At 69.4% G+C, this 24049-nt stretch carries 20 protein-coding genes and 1 pseudogene; 5 read left to right on the plus strand and 16 right to left on the minus strand.

The genetic code is table 11. The features are described from left to right. Positions 1–198 precede the first annotated feature (198 nt). Positions 199–1185 carry an SMP-30/gluconolactonase/LRE family protein gene (locus MVF96_RS14810; protein WP_247449506.1) on the plus strand — a complete coding sequence of 329 codons (987 nt, stop codon included), beginning with the start codon at positions 199–201 and terminating at the stop codon, positions 1183–1185. Here the strand turns inward: MVF96_RS14810 and MVF96_RS14815 are convergent. The 5 genes from MVF96_RS14815 to lspA all read right to left on the minus strand — a co-directional run bounded on the left by MVF96_RS14815 (position 1128) and on the right by lspA (position 8543). After that, entirely contained in the window at positions 1128–1397 is a 270-nt protein-coding gene (locus MVF96_RS14815; protein WP_247449508.1) for a hypothetical protein, read from the minus strand. The genes MVF96_RS14810 and MVF96_RS14815 overlap by 58 nt on opposite strands. A 141-nt stretch (positions 1398–1538) precedes the next feature. Continuing rightward, the gene (dnaE, locus tag MVF96_RS14820) at positions 1539–5081 is read right to left on the minus strand and encodes a DNA polymerase III subunit alpha (RefSeq protein ID WP_055476139.1); all 3543 of its coding nucleotides are present in this window, start codon (positions 5079–5081) and stop codon (positions 1539–1541) included. Between the two features lie 219 nt (positions 5082–5300). Beyond that, positions 5301–6872 carry a serine/threonine-protein kinase gene (locus MVF96_RS14825; RefSeq protein WP_055476138.1) on the minus strand — a complete coding sequence of 524 codons (1572 nt, stop codon included), beginning with the start codon at positions 6870–6872 and terminating at the stop codon, positions 5301–5303. Between the two features lie 98 nt (positions 6873–6970). Next, positions 6971–7897, minus strand: coding sequence for an RluA family pseudouridine synthase (locus MVF96_RS14830; protein ID WP_055476137.1), 927 nt, complete (start codon positions 7895–7897; stop codon positions 6971–6973). Beyond that, positions 7890–8543, minus strand: coding sequence for a signal peptidase II (lspA, locus tag MVF96_RS14835; RefSeq protein WP_231632730.1), 654 nt, complete (start codon positions 8541–8543; stop codon positions 7890–7892). Before lspA ends, MVF96_RS14830 begins: the two co-directional genes overlap by 8 nt. Positions 8544–8583: 40 nt before the next feature. Between lspA and MVF96_RS14840 the strand changes: the two genes are divergently transcribed. Then, complete coding sequence (locus MVF96_RS14840; protein ID WP_247449510.1) at positions 8584–9531, plus strand: hypothetical protein; 948 nt, start codon at positions 8584–8586, stop codon at positions 9529–9531. 71 nt (positions 9532–9602) lie between these two features. Here the strand turns inward: MVF96_RS14840 and MVF96_RS14845 are convergent, their stop codons facing one another. Continuing rightward, a complete protein-coding gene (locus tag MVF96_RS14845; protein ID WP_472891646.1) occupies positions 9603–10130 on the minus strand; it encodes a WKL family lipoprotein in 528 nt (175 codons plus the stop codon). A gap of 288 nt (positions 10131–10418) precedes the next feature. On the opposite strand from MVF96_RS14845, the gene MVF96_RS14850 reads away from it, so the two are divergent. Further along, positions 10419–11462: an asparaginase gene (locus MVF96_RS14850; protein WP_247449511.1), complete on the plus strand. Its 1044-nt coding sequence runs from the start codon at positions 10419–10421 to the stop codon at positions 11460–11462. Positions 11463–11522: 60 nt separating this feature from the next. Here MVF96_RS14850 and MVF96_RS14855 read toward each other — a convergent pair whose 3' ends face one another. Both MVF96_RS14855 and MVF96_RS14860 read right to left on the minus strand, forming a co-directional pair. Then, positions 11523–12968 (minus strand): DNA polymerase IV, encoded by a 1446-nt coding sequence (locus MVF96_RS14855; protein ID WP_247452115.1) that lies wholly within the window; start codon positions 12966–12968, stop codon positions 11523–11525. Positions 12969–13059: 91 nt separating this feature from the next. Next, complete coding sequence (locus MVF96_RS14860; RefSeq protein ID WP_068970578.1) at positions 13060–13515, minus strand: nitroreductase/quinone reductase family protein; 456 nt, start codon at positions 13513–13515, stop codon at positions 13060–13062. 115 nt (positions 13516–13630) lie between these two features. Between MVF96_RS14860 and MVF96_RS14865 the strand changes: the two genes are divergently transcribed. Next, a complete protein-coding gene (locus MVF96_RS14865) occupies positions 13631–14323 on the plus strand; it encodes a TetR/AcrR family transcriptional regulator (RefSeq protein WP_247449513.1) in 693 nt (230 codons plus the stop codon). A 67-nt stretch (positions 14324–14390) separates the two neighbouring features. Here the strand turns inward: MVF96_RS14865 and MVF96_RS14870 are convergent, their stop codons facing one another. Both MVF96_RS14870 and ileS read right to left on the minus strand, forming a co-directional pair. Next, the gene (locus tag MVF96_RS14870) at positions 14391–15362 is read right to left on the minus strand and encodes a sigma-70 family RNA polymerase sigma factor family protein (RefSeq protein WP_336276193.1); all 972 of its coding nucleotides are present in this window, start codon (positions 15360–15362) and stop codon (positions 14391–14393) included. A gap of 177 nt (positions 15363–15539) precedes the next feature. After that, the gene (gene ileS, locus MVF96_RS14875; protein WP_247449515.1) at positions 15540–18752 is read right to left on the minus strand and encodes an isoleucine--tRNA ligase; all 3213 of its coding nucleotides are present in this window, start codon (positions 18750–18752) and stop codon (positions 15540–15542) included. Positions 18753–18828: 76 nt separating this feature from the next. On the opposite strand from ileS, the gene MVF96_RS14880 reads away from it, so the two are divergent. Beyond that, positions 18829–19014: a hypothetical protein gene (locus MVF96_RS14880; protein WP_247449517.1), complete on the plus strand. Its 186-nt coding sequence runs from the start codon at positions 18829–18831 to the stop codon at positions 19012–19014. A gap of 70 nt (positions 19015–19084) precedes the next feature. Here the strand turns inward: MVF96_RS14880 and MVF96_RS14885 are convergent, their stop codons facing one another. The 6 genes and pseudogenes from MVF96_RS14885 to pgeF all read right to left on the minus strand — a co-directional run bounded on the left by MVF96_RS14885 (position 19085) and on the right by pgeF (position 24045). Next, positions 19085–19960 carry a hypothetical protein gene (locus MVF96_RS14885; RefSeq protein WP_247449519.1) on the minus strand — a complete coding sequence of 292 codons (876 nt, stop codon included), beginning with the start codon at positions 19958–19960 and terminating at the stop codon, positions 19085–19087. A 33-nt stretch (positions 19961–19993) separates the two neighbouring features. After that, positions 19994–20809, minus strand: a complete 816-nt coding sequence (gene wag31 / locus MVF96_RS14890; protein ID WP_058251721.1) for a DivIVA-like cell division protein Wag31 — start codon at positions 20807–20809, stop codon at positions 19994–19996. Positions 20810–21270: 461 nt separating this feature from the next. Beyond that, positions 21271–21611 (minus strand): annotated as a pseudogene (locus tag MVF96_RS14895) (YggT family protein). Between the two features lie 56 nt (positions 21612–21667). After that, positions 21668–22384, minus strand: coding sequence for a cell division protein SepF (locus MVF96_RS14900; protein ID WP_065632303.1), 717 nt, complete (start codon positions 22382–22384; stop codon positions 21668–21670). Between the two features lie 113 nt (positions 22385–22497). After that, positions 22498–23247 (minus strand): YggS family pyridoxal phosphate-dependent enzyme, encoded by a 750-nt coding sequence (locus MVF96_RS14905; protein WP_247449521.1) that lies wholly within the window; start codon positions 23245–23247, stop codon positions 22498–22500. Between the two features lie 24 nt (positions 23248–23271). Next, on the minus strand, positions 23272–24045 hold the full coding sequence (gene pgeF / locus MVF96_RS14910; protein WP_247449523.1) for a peptidoglycan editing factor PgeF: 774 nt from the start codon (positions 24043–24045) through the stop codon (positions 23272–23274). Between the last annotated feature and the right edge of the window lie 4 nt (positions 24046–24049).

Consider the following 24049-nt stretch of genomic DNA (forward strand, 5'->3'; position numbering starts at 1 on the left):
TTCCGACGCCCGTCCGCGACCGCGTCGTGGGTGGTGGCATCGCGGCGCCGGATGAATCCACATCGCGGCACATTCGCGCACCCGATGGCGTAACACTGGACGGGTGCGTTTGACAGCGGGCCGGACGGGAATCTTCCCGACGACCGTCTAACCCAGCCATTGCCGACGGCGACCAGCCTCACCGACCAGGGAGCAGCCATGACAGCTCGTCGAACCTTCCCACCCCGCACGCGACGCCTGTCGCGACTGGCCGCGCTCGGCGCGGCCGCCGCCCTGGCGGTCGGGCTCGGCGCCGCCGTCGACCCCGCCCCGGCCTCGGCCGCCCCCGTGTGTGCGGGTGCCGGACAGCCGGCGCGACTTGTCGGGTCGGTGCCCGGCGCGGCGCTCGAGGGCCTGACCGTCGACGCCGCCGGACGCCTCTACACCACCGACCTGATCACCGGTCGCGTGTATCGCCTGGCCGGACCGGGCGCACCTGCGGTTCCGATCGCACGCGTGCCGGGCGGGAGCGGAGCGGGCGCGCTGGCGTGGACCCCCGGCGGCACCCTGCTGGTCGGATACGGCGCCGACCCGCGCGTCTTCGTGGGCGACGCGCTGCGACACGCATCCATCGCCCGGCTCGACATCAACACCCGCGCACTGCGGCCCTGGGTGACGGGACTCTCGGCGGCCAACGGGATGGACGTGTCGGCGCGCGGAAATGTGTACGCCACCAACGACTTCGGCAATCTCATCGGTCGGGTGAGCCCCACCGGCGCCGTGCAGGCCGCCTGGGGAGCGCTGCCGAGCGCGAACGGAGCAGTACTCGGACGCGGCGACGGGTGGCTGTACGTGTCGAGGACCTTCGTGAACCCGGGCGTCAGCCGGATCTCCACCGCGAATCCGCGCGTCGTGCAGAACCTGCTCAACGTGGGTGCGCCATCGACGCCGGACGGACTGACCCTCGATTCACGAGACCGACCTGTGGTGCCGTTCAACGCGACGGGTGAGATCGTGCGTGTGACGGCGCCCGGAAGCTACTGCGTGCTCGCGACGGGCCTACCGACCTCGAGCGTCGTGTCCTACGGACGAGGCGACCGCGGGTTCTCGGCCGGACGTCTCTTCCGCGCCGGATTCGACGGACGGATCTACGAGATCCCCGGCGGGTTCGATGCCGGCGCGACGGCCGCCGTCCCCGGCAGGTAGCGCTCGCCCCACCACACCGCGAGCAGCGTCAGTCCGCTCGCCCAGGCGGTGACCACGAGTGAGCCGAGAAGAACGATGCTGACCAGTGCCACCACGACCGCGGCGGCGACGGCGTGTGCCTTGTGGACCGGCCACTGCGCACCCAGGACATCGACGGTGCGGGGCTGCCGCGATGCAGGACGACCGGGGTCGACGTCGATCAGAGTCGCCATGTCGGATCACTCCCTCACTGGCCGGGTGCGCTGGACGTGACGTCGAGTGTAGCGCAGAACGAACGAAAATGTTCGGCGACCCGAATCCTGAGTCACGGCCGGGTGAAGTCCGTCGAGCAGGCGACCCTCACTTCAGCCGCGTCAACTCAGACAGCTTGGCCCCAGGAGGGCTTTGAGGTCGCCCATCAGCGCCGAACTCGGGGCCACACGTAACGACTCGGTCAGTTTCAGCTGGGTCTGCCGCTTGTCGCTGACGAGCGTCACGTGCACGTCGGCCATGCCGGGATGCCGGGTCAGCACCTGCTTGAGCGCCGCCACGCGGTCGGGGGTGCAGAGTCGCGCCGACAGTGTCAGGGCCACCGGTTTGGTCGCCCCCGCGGTTTCCAGATCCGGCACCGCGAGATCGTTCGCGCTGATCATCATGCTGTCGTCGCGCAGGTTGACGCGCGCCTTGATCAGGACGATGTTGTCGGCGACGATGTCCATCCCGTACGCGACATAGGCCCGCGGGAAGAAATACACCTCGACTCCACCGACCATGTCCTCGAGGGTCACCGCGGCCCACGGCTCGCCCTTCTTGTTCACCCGCCGGGTCACCGAGGAGATGATGCCGCCGATGGTGATCTGGGCGCCGTCGGCGACGTTGCCCTCGAGGAGCGTCGAGATCGAGGTGTCGGTGTGCGCGGCGATCGCGTGCTCGACGCCGCTGAGCGGATGGCCGGACACGTAGAGCCCCAGCATCTCCCGCTCGATGGCGAGCTTGTGCTTGGTGTCCCATTCCTCTTCGGGCACCTTGACCGCGAACACCTCGGCCATCGAGTCGTCGGCACCGCCGGCGTCGCCGAAGAGGTCGAACTGTCCGATCGCCTCGGCCTTCTTGGTTCCGATGACCGATTCGACGGCCTCCCCGTGTACGAGGAACAGACCCTTGCGCGGGTGTCCGAGTGAGTCGAAGGCGCCGGCCTTGATCAGCGACTCGGTCACCTTCTTGCTGCAGGCGGTGACGTCGATCTTGCCGAGGTAGTCGGAGAAGTTGGTGAATTTCCCCTTCTCCTCGCGCGCCGAGATGATCGAACCGACGACGCCGGAGCCGACGTTGCGGATCGCGGCCAGGCCGAATCGGATGTCCTTGCCGACCGCGGCGAAGTTCCGCTGGGACTCGTTGACATCGGGCGGCAGCACGGTGATCCCGAGCTTGCGACAGTCGGCCAGGTAGATCGCGGCCTTGTCCTTGTCGTCGCCGACCGAGGTCAGGAGGCCGGCCATGTACTCGGCGGGATAGTTCGCCTTGAGGTACGCGGTCCAGAAGGACACCAGCCCGTAGCCGGCGGCGTGCGACTTGTTGAACGCGTAGCCGGCGAACGGCAGGACGGTGTCCCACAGCGCGGTGATCGCGGCCTGGGAGAAACCGTTGTTGCGCATGCCCTCCGCGAAGCCGTCGTAGGCCTCGTCGAGGATCTCCTTCTTCTTTTTGCCCATCGCGCGACGCAGCAGGTCGGCCTGTCCGAGCGAGTACCCGGCGACCTTCTGCGCGATCTGCATGATCTGCTCTTGGTAGACGATGAGGCCGTAGGTCTCCGACAGGATCTCCTTGAGCGGCTCCTCCAGCTCGGGATGGATCGGCCTGATCTCCTGCAGACCGTTCTTGCGCTTGGCGTAGTCGGTGTGGGCGTTCACACCCATCGGCCCGGGACGGTACAGCGCGAGCACGGCGACGATGTCCTCGAACCCGGTGGGCTGCATCATCTTCAGGAGTTCGCGCATGGCGGCGCCGTCGAGCTGGAACACCCCGAGGGTGTCGCCACGGGCGAGTAGTTCGTAGGTCTTCTCGTCTTCGAGCGGCAGCGAGTCGAGGTCGAGATCGATTCCCCGGTTGAGTTTGATGTTCTCCAGGGCGTCACCGATGACGGTGAGGTTGCGCAGACCCAGGAAGTCCATCTTCAGCAGGCCGATCGCCTCACACGACGGGTAGTCCCAGCCAGTGATGATGGCGCCGTCCTGCGCGCGCTTCCACACCGGGATCGCGTCGGTCAGCGGCTCCGAGGACATGATCACCGCACACGCGTGCACACCGGCGTTGCGGATCAGACCCTCCAGTCCGATCGCGGTGTCGTAGATCTTCTTGACGTCCGGATCGGTCTCGATGAGCGTGCGGACCTCGGCGGCCTCGTTGTAGCGCTCGTGTTCGGGGTTGGTGATACCCCAGACCGGGATGTCCTTGGCCATGATCGGCGGCGGCAGCGCCTTGGTGATGCGGTCGGCGATCGCGAATCCCGGCTGACCGAACTGGACGCGCGCCGAATCCTTGATCGCGGCCTTCGTCTTGATGGTGCCGAACGTGATGACCTGGGCCACCTTGTCGCTGCCCCACCGGTCGGTCGCGTACCGCACCATCTCGCCTCGACGACGGTCGTCGAAGTCGATGTCGATGTCGGGCATCGACACCCGCTCGGGGTTGAGGAACCGCTCGAAGAGCAGGCCGTGCGGGATCGGGTCGATGTTCGTGATGCCCAGCGCCCAGGCCACGAGCGAACCGGCCGCCGAGCCACGGCCCGGGCCGACCCGGATGCCGACCTCGAGAGCGTGGCGGATGAGGTCGCCGACGACGAGGAAGTAGGCCGGGAACCCCATCTGGATGATGACGTCGAGTTCGTAGTTGGCGCGCTGCAGGTATTCCTCGGGCACCTCGGTGCCGGCGAAACGGCGCTCCGCGAGTCCCTTCGCGACCTCCTTGCGCAGGAACGTCTGCTGCGTCTCGCCGTCGGGGACCGGGAAGACCGGCATCCGGTCGCGGTGGGTGAAGACCTCTTTGTAGGACTCGACGCGCTCGCCGATCTCCAGGGTGTTGTCACACGCCCCGGGGACGATCGAGTCCCACTGCTCGCGCATCTCGGCCGCGGACTTCAGGTAGTAACCGTCGCCGTCGAACTTGAACCGGGTCGGATCGGAGAGGGTCTTGCCGGTCTGCACGCACAGCAGCGCCTCGTGCGCCGCGGCGTGCTCCTTGGTCACGTAGTGGCAGTCGTTCGTGACGATCGGCTTGATGCCCAGCTTGCGACCGATCTCGAGCAGACCGTCGCGCACACGCCGCTCGATCTCGAGCCCGTGCTCCATGAGTTCGAGGTAGAAGTTGTCCTTGCCGAAGATCTCCTGCCACTTCGCCGCGGCCTCGAGCGCCTCGCGGTCGTGGCCGAGCCGGAGCCGGGTCTGCACCTCACCGGACGGGCATCCCGTCGTCGCGATGATCCCCTCGGCGTGCTCGGCGATCAGGTCCACGTCCATCCGCGACCACTTGCCGAGCTGCCCCTCGATCGACGCGAGGGACGACAGCTTGAACAGGTTGCGCAGCCCGGTCGCGTTCTCGGCGACCATCGTCATATGGGTGTAGGCACCCGAGCCGGAGACGTCGTCGCTCTTCTGATCGCGGGTGCCCCACTGGATTCGTTTGGTGTCGAATCGTGAGCCGGGGGCGATGTAGGCCTCGATGCCGATGATCGGCTTGATGTCGTTCTTGACCGCAGTGTTGTAGAACTCGCTGGCGCCGAACATGTTTCCGTGGTCGGTCATGCCGATCGCGGTCATTCCCAGACGTTTGGCCTCGGCGAACAACGGGGACACCTTCGCCGCACCGTCGAGCATGGAGTACTCGGTGTGGTTGTGCAGGTGTACAAACGAGTCCGTCACGGCGCCTCTTCTGTCGAGATCAGTCGGTAGATGTCGGGTCAGTCGTCAGATGTCGGTTCGGTCGGCGGTCATCGGCACCCGGGAGAGTGCGCCCGAAGGCGGTCGGGCGGGTCCGAGTCCGGGTCCACTCTAGGCGCGTGCACCGACACCGCCGGGCTCCCACTCCGCGTCGTGACGGATGGGACAGCTGTGGTAGCGGAGCCGGTTCGCTCACCGCGCTCACAGGGCCATGAACACGAGGACGATCGCGACCAGCAACACCGCGGCGACGATCGCCAGCACGATGGGCAACCGGTTCGACGACGACGGCGTCGATGAAGTCGGACCCGCCGGCCCGGCCCAGCCCCGGGGACCTTGACCGGGCAGCCCGCCGGGTCCCGCGGCATCCAGGCCGCGCGGCGGGGTGCCGGCCGGTGTCGGGCCGACGCCGCCCAGGCGGCTCCGGTCGGGCCGCAGGTGGTCGTTGCTCTGCCGGAACGGATTCGACGGCGGATGCTGCCACACCGCCGGATCGGCACCGGTCGTCGGCCTCGATCTCGGGCCGCGCCCGGGCACCCGCGAGCCCGGCGCGGGGCCGGAGGGCGGCGTGGCGGCACCCGGTGGGGCGTTCGGCGGACCGCCGCGCGCCGGGGCCGCGCGCTGCGTCGCTTCATGTGCCGGGTCAACGTTCGCCGCGGGACGGCCGGGCCCGGGTCGGCGGGGCTCGGCCGGCCCCGGCCGTGATCGACGTTCCGCGGGTGGTCGGTCGGGGGTCGCGGCGCGACCGGCGGGCGGCGGTGTCGGCCGGTCGGACCGTCCGGGCATGTCCGGCGCGCGCGGACCCGGGACGGCGCCGCCGGCCATCCGACCGGGGAGGCCGCGAACCGTCTCCGCGTCGAGGTCGGCGGCCGACCTCGGCCGCACGTTCCGCAGACCCGTCGCCAGCGCGTCGGCGAACTCCCGGCAGCTGGCGAAGCGCTCGTCCGGGGACTTCGCCATCGCACGCGCGATGACCGCGTCGGCGTCGGGCGAGAGTCCGGGCACGAGCTCGGAAACCCGCGGTACGGGTTCTTTCAGATGTGCTCCGATGACGGCGCCGTTGTCGCGGTCGTCGAAGGGCACGCGCCCGGTGAGCAGGTGGAAAGTGGTGGCCGCCAGCGAATACTGGTCGGTCCGGCCATCGAGTCGACGACCCGTCAGCTGCTCCGGGGACGCGTACGACAGCGTGGCGAGGACCGTGCCGACCGAGGTGAGCGCCTCGGTCTCGTCGGACAGTTTGGCGACCCCGAAGTCGGTCAGCAGGACCCGCTGCTCGTCGAACGACGAATCATCGTCGACCTCGGCGAGCAGGATGTTGGCGGGTTTCACATCGCGGTGCAGCAGTCCGCGCCGGTTGGCGTGGTCGATCCCCCGCGCCACCTCCGACACGATGTGCACCACGCGACGCGGGGCGAGGCGGCCGCGTCCGGCGAGTTCGCGCGCACAGTCGGTTCCCGGGACGTACTGCATGGCGATCCAGAGCAGATCGGCCTCCGCCGACTTGTCCGGCCTCGACGCCACCGGCACACTCGCACGTCCGCGGTTGAACACGGTGACGATGTTCGGGTGGTCGAGCGTGGCCGCGACCTCCGCCTCACGCAGGAACCGCCGGCGAAAGTTGCTGTCCGTGAGCCCGGCCGAGGCCTTCAGCACCTTCAGGGCGTCGTACCGGGGCAGCTCCGGATGCCGGGCGAGGAAGACCGCACCCATGCCGCCGCTGCCGAGTACCCGTTCGACGCGGTACCCGGCGACGAGGGTTCCCGGCTCGAGCACTCCCCCAATCTAGCGGTGTGTCTCGGAAATAGTCGATCGAACGGCCTGGTCGCGCGAGGCATCAGGCCCGCTCGCTCCGCTCCCGGCGCCTCGTGAGGTCAGGTCGCGCGCAGGACCTCGAGCGCGTGCTGCAGGTCCTCGGGGTATGACGAGGTGAACTCCACCTGTCGGCCGTCGGCCGGATGGGCGAACCCGAGCGATCGCGCGTGCAGCCATTGGCGTTCCAGACCCAGCTTCTTGGCCAGCACCGGATCGGCGCCGTACGTGGGATCACCGCAGCACGGATGGTGGAGGGCCGAGAAGTGAACCCGGATCTGGTGTGTGCGACCGGTTTCGAGGTGAACGTCCAGCAGCGACGCCGACGCGAACATCTCCAGGGTGTCGTAGTGGGTGACACTCGGTTTGCCGTTCGCGGTCACCGCGAACTTCCAGTCGTTGCCGCGGTGGCGGCCGATCGGCGCATCGATGGTCCCCGACGGCGGATCGAGGTGCCCCTGGACGAGCGCGTGGTAACCCTTGTGCACGGTCCGCTGTTTGAACGCCCGCTTGAGCAACGTGTACGCCCGTTCGGACACCGCGACCACCATGACCCCCGACGTGCCGACATCGAGACGGTGGACGATCCCTTGACGTTCGTGCGCTCCCGAGGTCGAGATCCGGAAACCCGCGGCCGCGAGGGCCCCGATGACCGTCGGGCCGCTCCAACCCAGCGAGGGATGCGCGGCGACACCCACCGGCTTGTCGACGACGACGATGTCGGAGTCGTGGTAGATGACCTCGAGGTCCTCGACCGGGGTCGGCTCGACGCGCAACGGCTCCTCCGGTTCGGGCAGCGTGACGTGCAGCATCGTGCCCGCGGCGAGTTTGTGCGACTTCCCCACCGCCACGCCGTCGACGACGACGTCGCCCTCCTCGGCCAGGGTGGCGACGACGGTGCGCGACAGCCCGAGCATCCGGGAGACACCGGCGTCCACGCGCATCCCGTCGAGGCCGTCGGGCACCGGCAGGAACCGCGATTCACGCATGCGCGCCGCCCTCGGTGCCGGCGGGATCGCGCTGCTCGCGGCGGGCCGCCCAGCCCGTGCGGGTGCCGTCGTAGTCGAAACCGAGCGCGGAGAGGACGACCAGGAGGATCGCGCCGCACACCACGGCGGAGTCGGCGACGTTGAACACCGGCCACCACCCCACCGACACGAAGTCGACGACATGGCCCTGAAGTGGTTGCGGGGCACGGAAGATGCGGTCCGTCAGGTTGCCGATGGCGCCGCCGAGCACAAGGGCCAGACCCGCCACCCACCACCAGGAGCGCAGCCGGCTGCTGTAGCGGATGATCACGAGCACGACCACCAGGGCGATGATCGACAGCACCCAGGTGTATCCGGTGGCCATGGAGAAGGCCGCGCCGCTGTTGCGGACCAGACGCAGGGTGACGAAGTCGCCGATGATCTCCACCGGGCGCATCGGGTCGATCGTGGCGACCGCGATCGACTTCGTGAGCTGGTCGAGGCCCAAGATCACCAGCGCGACGCCGAGCACCACGATCGTCGCCTTCGGCACCCGGCGGCCGGGACGTGCGGCGGCGTCGGTGTCGCCGGGTCGGCGGTCGGCCCCGGGTTCGACACGGTCGTGCGGGTCCACGTGCTCTCGATCCGTCAGGGGTTGGTCATCCACAGCATCATTGTCCACGACACGTCGAATACGCTGGCTACCCGTGTCCCCGCATCCCCGTCGCCTCCGGTCCGTCGTCTCGTCCATCGGGGCGGTGACCGCGCTGTCCGTACTGGTCGCGGGATGCGCATCGGGTCCCGACGAGACGCCCGGCGCTCCGGCGGCGAGCACATCGGCGGGCTGCAGCACCGACTCGCCGTCCCGCGCCGCCGGTGCGGCGCCGGTCCCGATCGCACCGGCGACGGTGACGATCGTCGACGCGGGAACCGGGGAGCGCCGCGTGCCGACGACTGCGCCGGACGTCGCCACCGCCCAGTCGGTGACCCTGGTGACGACCTCGGAGGTGGCGTCACCGGGCACCTCGGACGCCCAGACCGTCGAGATGCCACTGACCGCGCGGTTCGGGTGCGCCGATCCCACCGACCTCGAACTCGACGTGGGCACGGTCACATCCCCCGACACGACCCTGAACGACGAACTGTCGGCGATGGCCGGCGCAAAAGCCGGTCTCACGCTCGGTCCGGGCCTGGCGCCGGTGTCCCTGCGGATCGCCCCGCCGGAGCCGGCCGGCGGCGAGGCGCGACTGGCGGTCGAGCAGACGCTGGTGTCGGCGTTCAACGCGGCGGTCGTGCTCCCGACCGAACCGATCGCGGTGGGTGCGACGTGGCGGAGCGAGCGGGTGATCGCGGCCGCGGCGACCGTCACCCAGACCATCGAGGCACGGCTCACCGGCTGGGACGACACCCGGCTGACCATCGAGTACACCGCCGACGAGACCCCGGTGAACTCGGTGTTCGCGATCCCCGGCGGCAGTGACAGCCTCACCATCAGCCGCTACAGCTACACCGGTCAGGGGTCGGTGACCGTCGACCTGACCCGCGGGCTGCCCATCGCCGGCGAGGCCACCTATCGGGGCGCCCGCGAGTTGGTCGGTGCGGACCCGAACCGGCCGCTGGTACAGCGGACCGGACTGTCCGTCACCTGGCGCTGAACGCCGACGGCCCCGGGTCACCGACTACGGTCGGCGACGCGGGGCCGCGGATCATGCTGTGCGGCGAGTGGTCAGCTCGCCGGAGCGCACATGGCGCTCTCGACCTGGTAGAGGCCGAGGAGGTTGCACACGGTCTCGTTCGAGAGCTTCCAGCGCCCGTCGTCGAAGACGATGGTCGACTCGGCGTTGGTCGGCGGGTTGCCCGCGGTCTCGATCCGGACCTTGACGCGGGCCTTGTTGGGTCCGGCGCTGATCACGGGGTTGACGAGGACCCAGTCGACGTCGGAGTTCTCGGCACGTGCCTTGACCAGCTCGTCGAAGATCGCCGGGTCCTTCTCCGAACCCTCGACCAGTTCGACCTTCTCGGCCCGCGGGATGTCGGGGTCGACGGCCTGATCGACCATCTCGTTGAGCGCGGCGATCGACGGCGGGTTGCTGCCGTCGGTGATCTCGGAGCCGTCGCCGCTCGCGGCTGCGGTGTCGGTGCTGGTGAGCGTCGGTGCGGGCGGCGCGTCTGCGTCGTCACTCCCGCAAGCCGCGACGGTGGTCATCAACGCGGCCGCGATCATGGTCGCGCCCAGGAATTTCCGATACTTCAACGATCTCCCTCACTGTGTTCTCGGGCATGGGGTGCGCCGGCGGGCGCTCTCGTACCGCGATGCCGGACGTGTCTGCCGGGTTCGGCCCGACCGGACGTGTCTGCCGAGAGTGTGCCCCGACCGGACTTGTGTGCCGGGTCCCCCGGCGACGGCCCACACCACTATGCCAAACGGCGGGCACCAGGGGTCCCCGGTGCCCGGCGACACGCGACGACGATCCGCCCGACCGATGGCGCCGAGCAGGCAACGCTTGACGGGCCGACAGGGTTCCGGTGACCCTTGGGCACCATGACAGGCACCCCGCCCGCGGCCACCGGAGTCACCGTGCTGATCAGCACCGGAGGCACGATCGCCGCCCAGACCACCGACGACGGCGCGATCCCGGCGCTCGGCTCGGCCGCTCTCCTCTCCGCCGCCGGGACGATCACCACCGGGACCGGGGACATCGGGACCGGGGACGAGAGGGCCGGGGACGACGGGACGTCGCGCACTCCGTCGGCCATCCGCACCGTCGACCTCATGTCGGTGGACAGTTCCGCCATGACCGTCGCCGAACAGTTCGCGGTGGTCCGCGCGATCGCCGACGCGCTTGCCGACCCCGCCGTCCGCGGTGTGGTGATCACACACGGAACCGACACGATGGAGGAGACGGCCTACCTCGCCGACCTGTACGCCGCCGACGAGCGGCCGGTCGTGTTCACCGGGGCGATGCTGCCGTCTGATTCTCCGCGCGCCGACGGGCCGTCGAATCTCGCCGCCGCATTGGCCGCGATCGACGACCCGACCGCCCGCGGTCGAGGAGTCCTCGTGGCCATGGGCGGCCGACTCCTGCCGGCACGCGGGTTGTTCAAGGTCTCCACCACCGACCCCGCGGCCTTCGACACCGTGCAGGGCACCGGTCGGGCCGACGACCCGCCGGTGCCGCGACGGGTGCTCGCCGGACCGGTACCGGTGGGCCGGCCGGCACGCGTCGACGCCTTCACCCTCTACCCGGGCGTGTCACCGGGACTGATCGCCGCGTCGGTCGCACAGAACGCCGCCGGCGTGGTCCTCGCGGCGACCGGCTCCGGGAACACCCACCCGGACATCACCGCCGAGGTGGCACTCGCCGTCCAGCGCGGGGTGACCGTCGTCGTCACCAGCCGCGTCCCGTACGGCGAGGTGACCGCGACCTACGGCGGGGGCGGCGGCGCGGTCGATCTGCGGCGGGCCGGGGCGATCGTGTCACCCTGGCTGCGCGCACCGCAGGCGCGCATGGCGCTCATCGCACTGCTGACCTCGGGTCACGATCTCGAATTGATCACCGATTTCTTTGTCGCACAACAGGACTGAGTGCTGCCACCGGCACCCGCCGGGTGGCGGTCACGGCCGGTCGATACCGTGCCCGATCGGTCAACCGTCGCCGGGAAGATCCCACTCGAGGCTGTCGAGCGGATCCGCCGGACGGAGGTTCGGATCGTCGACCGGAAACGTGCGCGTGCGCCCCGGCCCGCTCGTGCGGGTCTCGAATCGCACGGTCACGACCCCGTGTCCACTCCCCTGAACCCAGCCGTGCCCGTGGTCGGGGTGGGTCACGTCGGCGCCGGGGCCGAAGCGGCCGACCGGCATCGAACTCCCTCCCGGCGCGAACCGCGGGGGTTCGGGCGCCGAGTCAGCTATCTGGACGGCCGACGCCTCGGCCCCGGCCGGGTCCGGTGACGTCGCCACCTCGGCGCGACCCCCTTCTTCCGCACCGTGGCCTGCGGCGGTGTCGTGGTGGGTGGTCTCGACATCGGCCGGTCCCTCGCTGCCCAGCTCGTCGAAGAGGGCGTACTGCTGCACCGCGGTCAACCCCGAGAAGCTGACGCCGACCAGGCGAATCGCCCCGATGGAACGCGGATCGAGCGCGAGCCGCTGCGCCGTCCGCTCGAGGTCGTCGAAGTCGGTGGTGGCCGCCGCGGTCGTCGCCGAGCGCGTCAGGATCGACATGTCGGATCTCTTCAGTTTCAGTACGACGGTGCGCGCTCCCCGGCCGTCGGTGAGCAGTCGGCGGTGAGCGCCGGCGGCGGCCTTGCGGATGGCGGGACGCAGCGCGTCGAGTTCGACGATGTCCTCGGCGAAGGTGGACTCGGCGCTGATCTGCTTCGAGGAGGCACGTTCGGCGACCGGCCGGTCGTCGATGCCGTGGGCAAGGCGATGCAGCGCGGGACCGACGGTGGCGCCCAGCACGGAGGCCACCTCGACCGGCGACATCGCCGCGAGGTCACCGATGGTCGCGATCCCCAGCCGCGCCAGCCGATCGCCGGACACGGGCCCGATGCCCCACAGCTTGCGGACCGGGAGCGAATGCAGGAACTCCAGCTGGCCGGACGGTGGGATCACCATCACCCCATCGGGTTTGGCCATCCCCGAGGCGATCTTCGCGAGTTGTTTGCCGCTTCCGAGTCCGACCGACGCGGCGAGTCCGACCTCGCTCCGGATCCAGGATCGGAGCTCCTCGGCGAACTCGCCGGCCGCGTCGACGGTCGCCCCCGCGAGTTCTTCCGGCTCGCCGAACGCCTCGTCGAACGACAGCGTCTCGATGACCGGAACCGCTTCGCGCACAATGGCGAAGACACGTTTGCTGACCGTGCTGTACACCGATCCGCGCGGCGGGATGACCACGCCGGTCGGCCCGATGAGCCGACGCGCCTGGTGCATCGGCATCGCCGAGCCGGCCCCGAACACGCGTGCCTCGTAGCTGGCGCCGGCGACCACCCCGCGCCCACCGGACCCGCCCACCAGTACCGGGCGGCCGCGCAGCGTCGGGCGGGTGAGCTGTTCGACGGAGGCGAAGAACGCGTCCATGTCGAGGTGCATCACCCAGCGCGGGCTGCGTTCGGACCCCCGCCCCGACACCGCACCGACCGGGCGCGGCGGTTCGGGTTCGAGGCGTGACACCTCACCGAGTCTAGTGAGCAGCGGTGACGGCGAAGACGGGGATCAACCCGGCGTGGGCGGCGAGATCCTCGTCCGACGAGGCGAGCGCGAGGCCCGCGGGCAGGAACCGCCCGACCTCCCACCCCCAGCGGCGCAGGTACTCCCGGATGACCGGCGGCCGAAGGGCGGGGTCGATTTCGGTGAGGGTGACGACGGCCCGACGTCGGCCACGGCGGAGTTCCACCGTGCCGGCCACGCGCGCGTTGCGCACCCACTGCGTGTCGCCCCGGACGGCCACCAGGTACTCCGCCCCGTCGAGCCGCAGGACGTTGACCGGGACTCGCTGCGGCGTGCCGGTCTTGCGGCCGACGACGGTGAGTGTCTGCGCCCCGGCCAGGTTGACCCCGCGGTCGGCGAGCCAGCGCACCGCGCGGTTGAAGGCGGCGTCGAATCCGCTGGGGGCTTTGTAGTGGGTGGTCGCGGTCATGATGGGCCTTTCGTCGCGGTGGCACTTTCGAGAGCAGTGCTCTCGAAATCGAGTATGCAGCCACGCCGCCAGGAAATCAAGAGCACCGCTCTCGGTTTGTGGCAGGATCGTCGCCATGGCCACCGGACGAACCCGCGCGGAGAACCGCGCGATGATGACCGACGAGATCCGTCGACTGGGACGCGAACACCTGACCACCTACGGCGCCGCCGGGCTCTCGTTGCGCGCCATCGCCCGCGACATGGGCGTCGTCTCCTCGGCGGTGTACCGGTACGTCCCGAGCCGCGACGAATTGCTGACCATGTTGCTTGTGGAGGCCTACACCGATGTCGCGGACGCCGTCGACGCCGCGGCCGATTCCATCGCCACCTCCCGACGGCGCGATCGACTCGCGGCCGCGGCCGCGGCCGCGCGGACCTGGGCTCTCGCCGAGCCGTCCCGATGGGCGCTGATCTACGGAAGCCCGGTGCCCGGTTACTCCGCCCCCGGCGAGCGGACCATCGGGCCCGGCACACGCATTCCCGTGCGGCTGCTCCGCGAGTGCTCGGCCGCCCACGCCGAAGGCCTGCTACGCGCCGACCTCCCCTCTCCCACACCGGATGTCGCCGCGGACATGGACGCGATCCGCGATGAGTTCGACCTCGACACCCCCGCCGCGGTCCTGGCCGCGGCCACCACGTTGTGGGCCGTACTCGTCGGCGCGATCAGCCTGGAGACCTTCGGCCAGTACGGGACCGATACCTTCGCGCATCCCGAGCAGCTCTTCCGGCTCCAGATCGAGCAGACACTGTCGGCACTGTTCGCCTGAGACCGGACAGAGTGCGGTATTCGTACCGGTTTCCGGTACAGGTCCCGCACTCTGCGCGGTGGGTGGATCAGCGGGTGACCGGCCGACGGAGCTCGACCCCGACGAGCTTGTCGGGGTTGCGCATCACGTAGATGTCGACGATCAGGTCGTCGAGGACGCGGAGGGTGATCGCGGTCTGCAGCCGGCCGTCGAAGTAGAGGATCATCCCGGGCTGACCGTTGAAGACCACGAACTCGGCGCGGTAGTCCTCGAGCACAGCGCCGATCCGGGCGAACCCCGACAGCACCTGCATCACCGCGGGCGCCCCGCGCATGGGCTGCCGTACCGCGGTGGCCTTGTCGTTGCTGTCCGAGGTCAGCACCACCTCCGGTGCCATGAGGGCGATGAGGGCGTCGGCGTCGCCCGACTCGGCCGCGTCGAGGAACGTTTCGACGATGTCCGCGGCGCGGGCGCGGTCCATCGGATCGAACCGGGGGCGCCGACGCTCGACGAACGACCGGCCTCGTTCCGCGAGCGTCCCCACCTCGTCGGGCGTCCAGGACAGCATCATGGCGATCGTGTCGTCGGCGAATCCGAAGATCTCACGCAGGACGTACACCGTCCGTTCAGCGGGCTCGAGTTCTTCCAGAACGAGCAGCATCGCGGTCGACGCGAATTCCGCGAGACCCGCGTCGGCGAGGACGTCGCCGTCGAACCGGATCGGATCGGGCAGCCACGGTCCGACGTAGTCCCCGGTAACACGTCGACGCGCGGCGAGCGTCTCGAGCGCGCGCCGGGCGACCTGCGCGATGAGGTGCGCTCGGGCCGACCCGGGGCCGAACGCGTCCACCGGCGCGCTCGCCGAATGATCCCAGAGGCAGTGTCGGACAACATGTTCGGCGTCCACAGCCGAGCCCAGGATCTCGTAGGCCACCGTGAACAGCAGCGGTTCGAACGCGGCGGATCGCGCCGGGATCGGGTCCACGTCCATGCGGGTCATCGGGGTCTGCCCCTCGTAGATGGTTCGGGCGGCGAACGGCGCGCTCGGGTGTGTGCTCACCCCGCGGGGCCATGTCGCGGCAGTCTCCACACCGTACGTGGCGCAGCACCACCAGGGTGCGACTGTTGCGATCGGTGTCCCAGATCGTCTCGTCCGACCACGCCTCCCCGCGCCACCGACGACGACACCGCGCGGACATCCCGGCCGGGATGTCCGCGCGGTGCACGTGTCAACGGATCAGTTCGTCTTCGCCACGTCGGCGGTCACACCGTCGCCCAGTTCGATGCTGCCCGCGTCACCGTCGCCGGTCACGTCGAACCGCACCGCGAGCACCTCGCCGGCGATCAGGTCGGCGTGCGTCCTCGCCCAGTCCAGACGTTCGGCCGGTACGACGAGTCGCACCGTGATCCGGTCGGAGACGTCCAGTCCCAGGGTGCGGCGCGCATCCTGCAGCTCGCGAACCCGGTCCTTCGCCCACCCCTCGGCCTCGAGTTCGGGCGTGACCGCCGTGTCGAGGACGACCAGGCCGTTCCCGCCCGGCAGCTCCGCGGTCGAGTCCGGTTCGACGGCCACCAGCCGTCGGGTGAACTCCCCGTCGTGGAGTTCGATGCCGTCGGCGACGACGATCTCGGACCCGTCGGCGCCCTCGCCCGCAGTCCAGTTGCCCGACTTCACCGCCTTGATCGCACGCTGCACGTCCTGACCCAGGCGGGGGCCGGCGGCACGCGCGTTGACCGCGATCTCGTAACGCCCGTACTCGCTGGCATCGGCCGCCAGAGTCACGTCCTTGACGTTCATCTCGTCCTTGATCAGGTCGACGAACGGCTCGAGCGCGGGCGCGGTCGGCGAGGCCACCGTCAGACCCGACAGGGGCAGCCGGACCCGCAGCTTGTTGGCCTTGCGGACGCTCGACGCCGTCGAGCACACCGCCTGGACCTGGTCCATCGCCATGACCAGGTCGGCATCGGCCGGCAGCTCATCGTTCGTCGGCCAGTCCGTCAGGTGCACCGACCGCTCCCCGGTGAGACCCCGCCAGATGGCCTCGGTCGCCAGGGGGAGCAGCGGCGAGGCCAGCCGGCAGGCGACCTCGAGCACGGTGTAGAGGGTGTCGAAGGCGTCGGTGTCCTCGTCCTGGCCGGCCCAGAAGCGTGCCCGGGAACGACGCACGTACCAGTTGGTGAGCGACTCGACGAACTCACGGAAGGCGTCACACGCCCCCGCGATGTCGTAGGTGTCGAGCGCCGCGGTCATCGTGTCGCGAGTCGTCGCCAGCTTGGCCAGGATGTAGCGGTCGAGCACGTGCTGCGAGTCGGTCCGCCAGGTCGCCGGGCGCTCGGCGTAGAGCTGCAGGAAGCTGTAGGCGTTCCACAGCGGCAGGAGCGCCTGACGCACCCCTTCCCGGATGCCTCGCTCCGTCACGACGAGGTTGCCGCCGCGCAGGATCGGCGAGGCCATCAGGAACCATCGCATCGCGTCCGATCCGTCGCGATCGAAGACCTCGTTGACGTCGGGGTAGTTGCGTTTGGACTTCGACATCTTCTGGCCGTCGTCGCCCAGCACGATCCCGTGCGCAGCAACGGTTTTGAAGGCCGGCCGGTCGAACAGCGCGGTGGCCAGCACGTGCAGCGTGTAGAACCAGCCACGGGTCTGCCCGTTGTACTCGACGATGAAGTCGCCCGGATTGTGGGCCGGGGCGTGCGCGGAGTCACCACCGTCGAACCAGTCGCGATTCTCGAACGGATAGTGCACCTGGGCGAACGGCATCGAACCCGACTCGAACCAGCAGTCGAGGACCTCGGGCACCCGACGCATGGTCGACTTCCCGCTCGGGTCATCGGGATTGGGCCGGGTGAGTTCGTCGATGAACGGCCGGTGCAGGTTGTCCGGTCGCACGCCGAAGTCGCGCTCGAGGTCGTCGAGCGAACCGTAGACGTCGACGCGCGGGAACTCCGGGTCGTCGGACACCCAGACCGGCAGGGGCGCACCCCAGTACCGATTGCGGCTGATGTTCCAATCCCGGGCGCCTTCGAGCCACTTGCCGAACTGTCCGTCCCGGATGTGTTCGGGCACCCACGTGATCTGCTTGTTCAGTTCGACCATGCGGTCGCGGAACTGCGTCACCGCGACGAACCACGACGGCACCGCCATGTAGATCAGTGGCTGGCCCGACCGCCACGAGTGCGGGTAGGAGTGCTCGATGGTCTCATGGCGGAGGATCCGGCCGGATTCCTTCAGGTCCTTGATGATCACCGGGTTGGCGTCGAACACCATCAGACCCTCGTACGGCGGGACCTGCGCGGTGAAGCGTCCGCCCGGGTCGAGCGGTTGCACCACCTCGATGCCATTGGCGGTCGCGAGGTCCATGTCCTCCTCGCCGAAAGCCGGTGCGAGGTGCACGATCCCGGTGCCGCTGTCGGTGGTCACGTAGTCACCCAGCAATACGCGATGGGAGTTCGGATGGCCGGCGAAGAAGTCGAAGGGAGGCGCGTACGACAGATCCGCCAGATCCGCGCCGCGGAGCGTGCCGAGCACCTCCGGATCGGCGATTTCCTTCGCGTACGCACCGATCAGCGCCTCGGCCAGCAGATATTCCCGGCCGTCGGCGGCCTTCACGTGGACGTAGGTGACCTCGGGATTGACCGCGATCGCGAGGTTGGACGGCAGGGTCCACGGCGTCGTCGTCCAGATCAGCGCGTTGACACCGTCGAGCGAGGCCAGCGGACCGTCGGGCACCGAGAGCGGCATCGTGACGGTGACCGCCGGGTCCTGGCGCATCCGATAGGCATCGTCGAGCTTGGACTCCTGGTTGGACAACGGCGTCTGCTCGTACCAGCTGTACGGCAGCACGCGATAGCCCTGGTAGATGAGCCCCTTGTCGTAGAGCGCCTTGAACGCCCACATCACCGACTCCATGAAGTCGAGATCGAGTGTCTTGTAGTCGTTGTCGAAGTCGACCCAGCGGGCCTGACGGGTCACGTAGTCACGCCACTCCCCCGTGTACCGCAGCACCGAGTCGCGGCAGTACTCGTTGAACTTCGCCATGCCCATCTTCTCGATCTCCGACTTGTCGGTGATCCCGAGCTGGCGTTCGGCCTCCAGCTCGGCAGGCAGACCGTGTGTGTCCCAGCCGAATCGGCGGTCCACCTTCTTGCCACGCATCGTCTGGTACCGGGGTACCAGATCCTTGACGTAACCGGTCAGCAGGTGACCGTAGTGCGGCAGACCGTTCGCGAACGGCGGACCGTCGTAGAAGACGAACTCCTCGGCGTCGGCCCGGTTCGCGATCGACGCGGCGAAGGTCGAATCAGAGTCCCAGTACTGCAGGACCCGCTGTTCCACGGACGGGAAGTCGGGGGCGCTGCGCCCGGTGCCCCCGGTCATGTCGACCTTGGGATACACCCGCCCGGACTGAGTGGGGGCGGACTGGGTGGGGTCGGTCGCGTCGCTCACGGCTCGTCTCCTCGTGCCTGGTGATGTCTCATCGGCACGGGGACGCACACCGGAGGTCTGCGCGGTACCACCCCGCTTGCGTCGGAGATCCGACGCCACTCGACGAATCGCGACGGTCGGTGACCGGACGATCCTGTGGCTGTCACGGGCCACGCCCGCCCGGTTCTACTGGGAGTCACGCATTCGCACCGTCCACTGGACGCCGCACTCGATGACACCGTTCTTCCGGGTGCTCCCCGGTGATGGCCGGATCAACGCGTGAACCAGTGTAGCGACGACCGACCCGGTCGGGCCAATGGGTTCTCGACCGGTGCGCGGCCGTGCGGGTGCGCTCAGTCCGGCGGCGGATGCCAGTTCGGATCAAGCGGATCGAAACCCGCACGCCGACGACGCGGCGCGGACTCATCGGGACTTGTTGCCCAGTCGTCCGGGCCGGCGACGTCGCCGCCCGGCACGTCGTCGGGGGCCCACCCTGAGGACTGCGGGTCGAACGGACGCGGAGCCGACGGCGGGCCGACCGGAGGCCGTTGGCCCCTGGTCGGAGGCGGGCCGGATTGCGGAGGACCGAATTGCCCCTGCTGCGGCCGGGCCTGCTGTTGAGTCCACGACTGTTGACCGACACCGGGTTGGCGACTCTGCGGTCCCACGCCGGGCGGTCGGGAACCCGGCGGCGGACCGGGGCGACCACCGGCGACATCGACACCGGTGGGCGGGGCCCCGCGGGGCGGCCCGTCACCACTCGGACTGTCGCCGCCGACCGAACGCAGATAGTCCTCGAGGTTGCCCTCACGACGCTCGGGAGCAGGTCGATTCGGCGGGACCGAACCAGCGGGCGCGGCCATTCCGGGGTCGAAGGCCCCGGGCCGATAGCCGGCGGACTCGGAATCGCCGACACCGGGGGTGTCGGCGGCGGGGTACCGACGCGTCGGTGCATCGGCGCCGCGATCGCCGTCCGAGTCGTGCCCGGTGACAGCGTCGTCATCGGCGTCGTGCGACGGATCGGTGTCGCGACCGGCGCCCGGGACCATGTCTTCCAGTGACCGGGCCGCTTCGCCCTTGCGACCGGCGAACACGTCCGCCAGGAGGAAGCCGAGGCCAACCAGACAGACCACGATGCAGGCCACGGCCAGCCACACGGTCCCGGTGATGAGACCGAGGATGAGCAGCACGAACCCCAAGAGGGTCGCGGCCAGCGCCAAGGTCAGCACATCACCAGCCTAGTGCGCACCGATCCGCCCAGGTCAGCTGGGTGAGTAGCTGCTGAATCCACCGTTACCCGGATCGTTCGAGAACGACTGATCGGGTCGGCCGCCCTCGACAGGCGCCGCACTGCCACGCTGCTGGAGTTCCTCGAGCTGGGATTCGAGGTAGGTCTTCAGACGCGTACGGTACTCGCGCTCGAAGGTCTTGAGCTGCTCGATCCGGCCTTCCAGCACACCGCGCTGCTGGTTGATCGTGCCCATGATCTCGCTGTGCTTGCGCTCGGCGTCGCTCTGCAGGGCATCGGCACGTTCCTGTGCCTGCCGCAACTGCGCCTCCGATCGCGTCTGGGCGTCGGCGAGGATCGCCTCCGAGCGCTGCCGGGCATCGGCGAGCATGGCGTCGGACTTGGTCTGCGCCTCGGAGACCAGCGTGTCGGCGCGCGTCTGGGCGTCGGACAGCATCGCGTCGGCGTCGGCGCGTGCGCTGCCCGTGAGCCGGTCGGCGGTGTCCTGGGCGAGCGCGAGAACGCGTGCGGCACGCACGTTGGCGTCGTCGTTGGTCGCCTGCGGTGCCGGCGTCGGCGCCGGGGCGGGCGGCTCGGGTGCCGCGGCGGGCTTGGCGAACATCTGGGTCCGGTCGTCCGCCTGGGCGCCACCACCGGAACGGGCATCGGCGAGCTCGCTCTCGAGCTCCTCGACGCGCTGCTTGAGGTCGGTGTTCTCTTCGATCAGCCGTGCGAGTTCGGCTTCGACGAAGTCGAGGAACTGATCGACCTCGTCCTCGTTGTAACCGCGCTTACCGATGGGCGGTTTGCTGAACGCGACGTTGTGCACATCAGCTGGAGTCAGCCGCATGTCGGTTCCCCTCATGTCTGGTGGTGAACTTGTGTTCAGTTGGCGGGCCGTCCAACCCGGATCGCGCGACGGTGAGTCGTTCGACCGATACAGGTTGTCACTAACTATTCATACCAGTCAAAAATTGTAACTGGCGTCCAATCCTGTCACACGCGAACCGTTGGTCGCATCTCTGCGATGCGCTGTTGAAATGAAACAGTCATCCGAAGATGACTTATAACGGTAGACCATCTGCCTAACGCGGGGTACCCGCCGCCCGATCGGGTGCGCCCGCAGGGGACGGGCCCTTCGTGACGCGCCCTCCGCAAGCTCCGGGCGCTCCTCAGGGAGCAGGGGGACGCGCGCGCAAGCTCCGGGCGCTCCTCAGGGAGCAGGGGGACGCGCCCGCAAGCTCCGGGCGCTCCTCAGGGAGCAGGGGGACGCGCCCGCAAGCTCCGGGCGCTCCTCAGGGAGCAGGGGGATCAGGGGCGGACGAGGTGGCCGGCGATCGCGAGCGACTCGGCCAGGGCGTCGGCGCGCAGGCCGTTGACGATGTTCATGCCGATGATCACGACGAGCATCACGATCATGAGCGACAGGTCGAGCCGGATGGGACCGAGTGGGATCGGGGGAGAACGCGACGCAGCGCCTTGATCGGGGGGTCGGTCACGGTGAAGACCATCTCGATGACGACCACCGCGATCCCGGTGGGACGCCACTCACGCGCGAAGGTCCGGACCAGTTCGACCACCAGCCGGCCCAGGAGGAGCAACCAGAAGATCAGCAGGATGTAGTACAAGACGCTCAACAAAATCGCAGCCACGGGTCAAGAGTGCCTGAACATCTCGGACGACGGCGAACCGAGGTACCCGACGCCGGTCAGGAGTGGTTGTAGAAGCCCGTCTCGGCGATCTTGCGGCGGTCTTCGGGCGACACGTCGACGTCGGCGGGCGACAGCAGGAACACCTTGGTGGCCACCTTGTCGAACGATCCGCGCAGCGCGAACGCAAGACCCGCGGCGAAGTCGACGAGGCGCTTGGCGTCGTCGTTGCTCATGTCGACGAGGTCCATGATGACCGGGTTGCCGTCGCGGAAACGCTCCCCGATGGTACGGGCCTCGCTGTAGTCCGACGGGCGCAGCGTGGTGATCTTCTGCAGCGGGCTGTCGGCGAAGACGCGCTCGAGTTCGCGGGGGTCGGCACCCATCGACCGCGGCGCGGTGGCAGCGCGCAGGGCCGCGCTCGACGAACGCTGCAGCGGTTCGAGGCGGGCGGGCGCCCGCATCGGCCCCTCGCCCACCGCGCGACTGCCGGCGTAGGCGAACTCCGCCGCGTACTCCGGGGCCAGGTCGAAGCCGGCGTCGTAGTGGCGGTCGGACAGCTCGTCGCGGTACGCGATCTCGTCTCGGTAGCCGGCGTCCCGGAACGACGGCTCGTATCCGGGATCGTAGGAGGAGTCGCCGTAGTAGTCGTCACGGTAGGCGCGCTCACGAGACCGCTCCCGCAGCGGCGGGGCCGACTCCTCGAGGTAGTCGTCCTCGTACTCGCTGGGCGGCACCATGCCGAAGTAAGCCTTGAACTTCTGCATCGTGGTCATTGACGGCCTCTCTGGTAGTGCGACGCCGGTTGCTGCCGTGCCGGATGGTGCATCTGTGGTCAGTGAGCTAATTGCGCTTCGTGTGTCACTTGGTTCTGGTGTTACCAATGTGATTACTGAGAGATTAGCGGCCGATCGCCCATGATCGCGGTTCCGACACGCACGCATGTCGAGCCTGCGGCGACCGCCTCCTCCATGTCCCCGGACATGCCCGCGGACAGTTCGGCGGCGTCGAATCGCCCGCGGAACGCCTCATGGATGCGTGCGGCCTCGGCCATCCAGTGTCCGGGTTCGCCGTCCAGCGGGGCGATGACCATGAGCCCGCGCAACCGCAGTGAATCGGCCTCGACGACCCGCTCGGCCAGAGCCGGGAGATCCTCTTCGACGACGCCGCCGCGTTGCGGATCGCCGTCGAGGCTGACCTGGAGCAGGATGCCGAGCGGATCGGCGCGCTCCCCCTCGTCGAGTGCCGCGACCGCGGCACGGTCCAGGGCGTCGACGACCTTCGGGCGGTCGACGGAGTGCACCGCGCGCGCCCACCGCGCCACCGACCGGGCCTTCTTGGACTGCACCGAACCGATCATGTCGAAGACGGGGACGTCGCCGGGCTCCGGGGACTCCCAGTCCCCCAGCACCTCCGCCACCTTCCGGCCGGCCTCGGGTTCGCGTGACTCGCCGAACGCGCGCTCCCCCAGCTGCAGCAGCCGACGGACGTCATCCGCGGGAAAGAACTTCGTGACCACGAGGAGCTGACAGGAGCCCGCCGGCCGATGGGCGGCCTCGACCGCGGCGTCGAGGCGCCGACGCACCGCGGCCAACCGTTCCCCCAACTCGGCGGTGCGCGCATCAGATGACCCGGTCATGTCCCCATCCTTCTCGCCACCGGGTCACTCCCCGAGCGGGCGCCGCTCACCGGGTGCATCGTCGCCGTGTGCATCGTCGCCGTGTGCACCGTCATCGGGATCCATCCAGATGACCGAGGCCAGGCGACCCGTGGGTGCGCCCCGGCGATGGCTGAACAGGCTCGGGTCGGCGATGGTGTCCCGCGGGTCGACCGCGACTCTGGCGACGCCGGCCTCGAGCAACTGCCGCCGCAAGCCGGCACGCAGGTCGAGACCTGCCGTGCCCTTCTTGGTACGCACGGCGCTGCCCGGCAGATGCTTCTCTACGTCGGCCTGCATGTCGGCGGGCACCTCATAGTGGTCTCCGCTCGCGGCAGGACCGAGGAAGGCGCCGATGGACCCGATCCGGGCGCCGAGTTCGACCATTGCGCGCAGGGTGGCGGGCACGATGCCGATCCGGGCGCCGACGCGGCCCGCATGGACCCCCGCGATCACACCGGCGTCGTCGTCGCTGAGGAGTACCGGGACGCAGTCGGCGGACAGCACGGCGAGGGCGAGACCGGGCGTGGTCGTGACCAGCGCGTCGGTGGCGGGCACCGGCTCGGGAACCGGTCCGTCGACCACGGTGACGTTGCGACTGTGGATCTGTTCCATCCAGACCACCGACCCGGCCGCCACCCCGATCTGCTCGGCCAGCCGAATCCTGTTCGCCGCCACGGCTTCCGGATCGTCTCCGACGTGATCACCGAGATTGAACGAATCGTACGGTGACACCGAGACCCCGCCGGCACGGGTGGTGATGACACGACGCACCCGCATGCGC

Source organism: Gordonia hongkongensis, assembly GCF_023078355.1.
Classification (GTDB): domain Bacteria; phylum Actinomycetota; class Actinomycetes; order Mycobacteriales; family Mycobacteriaceae; genus Gordonia; species Gordonia hongkongensis.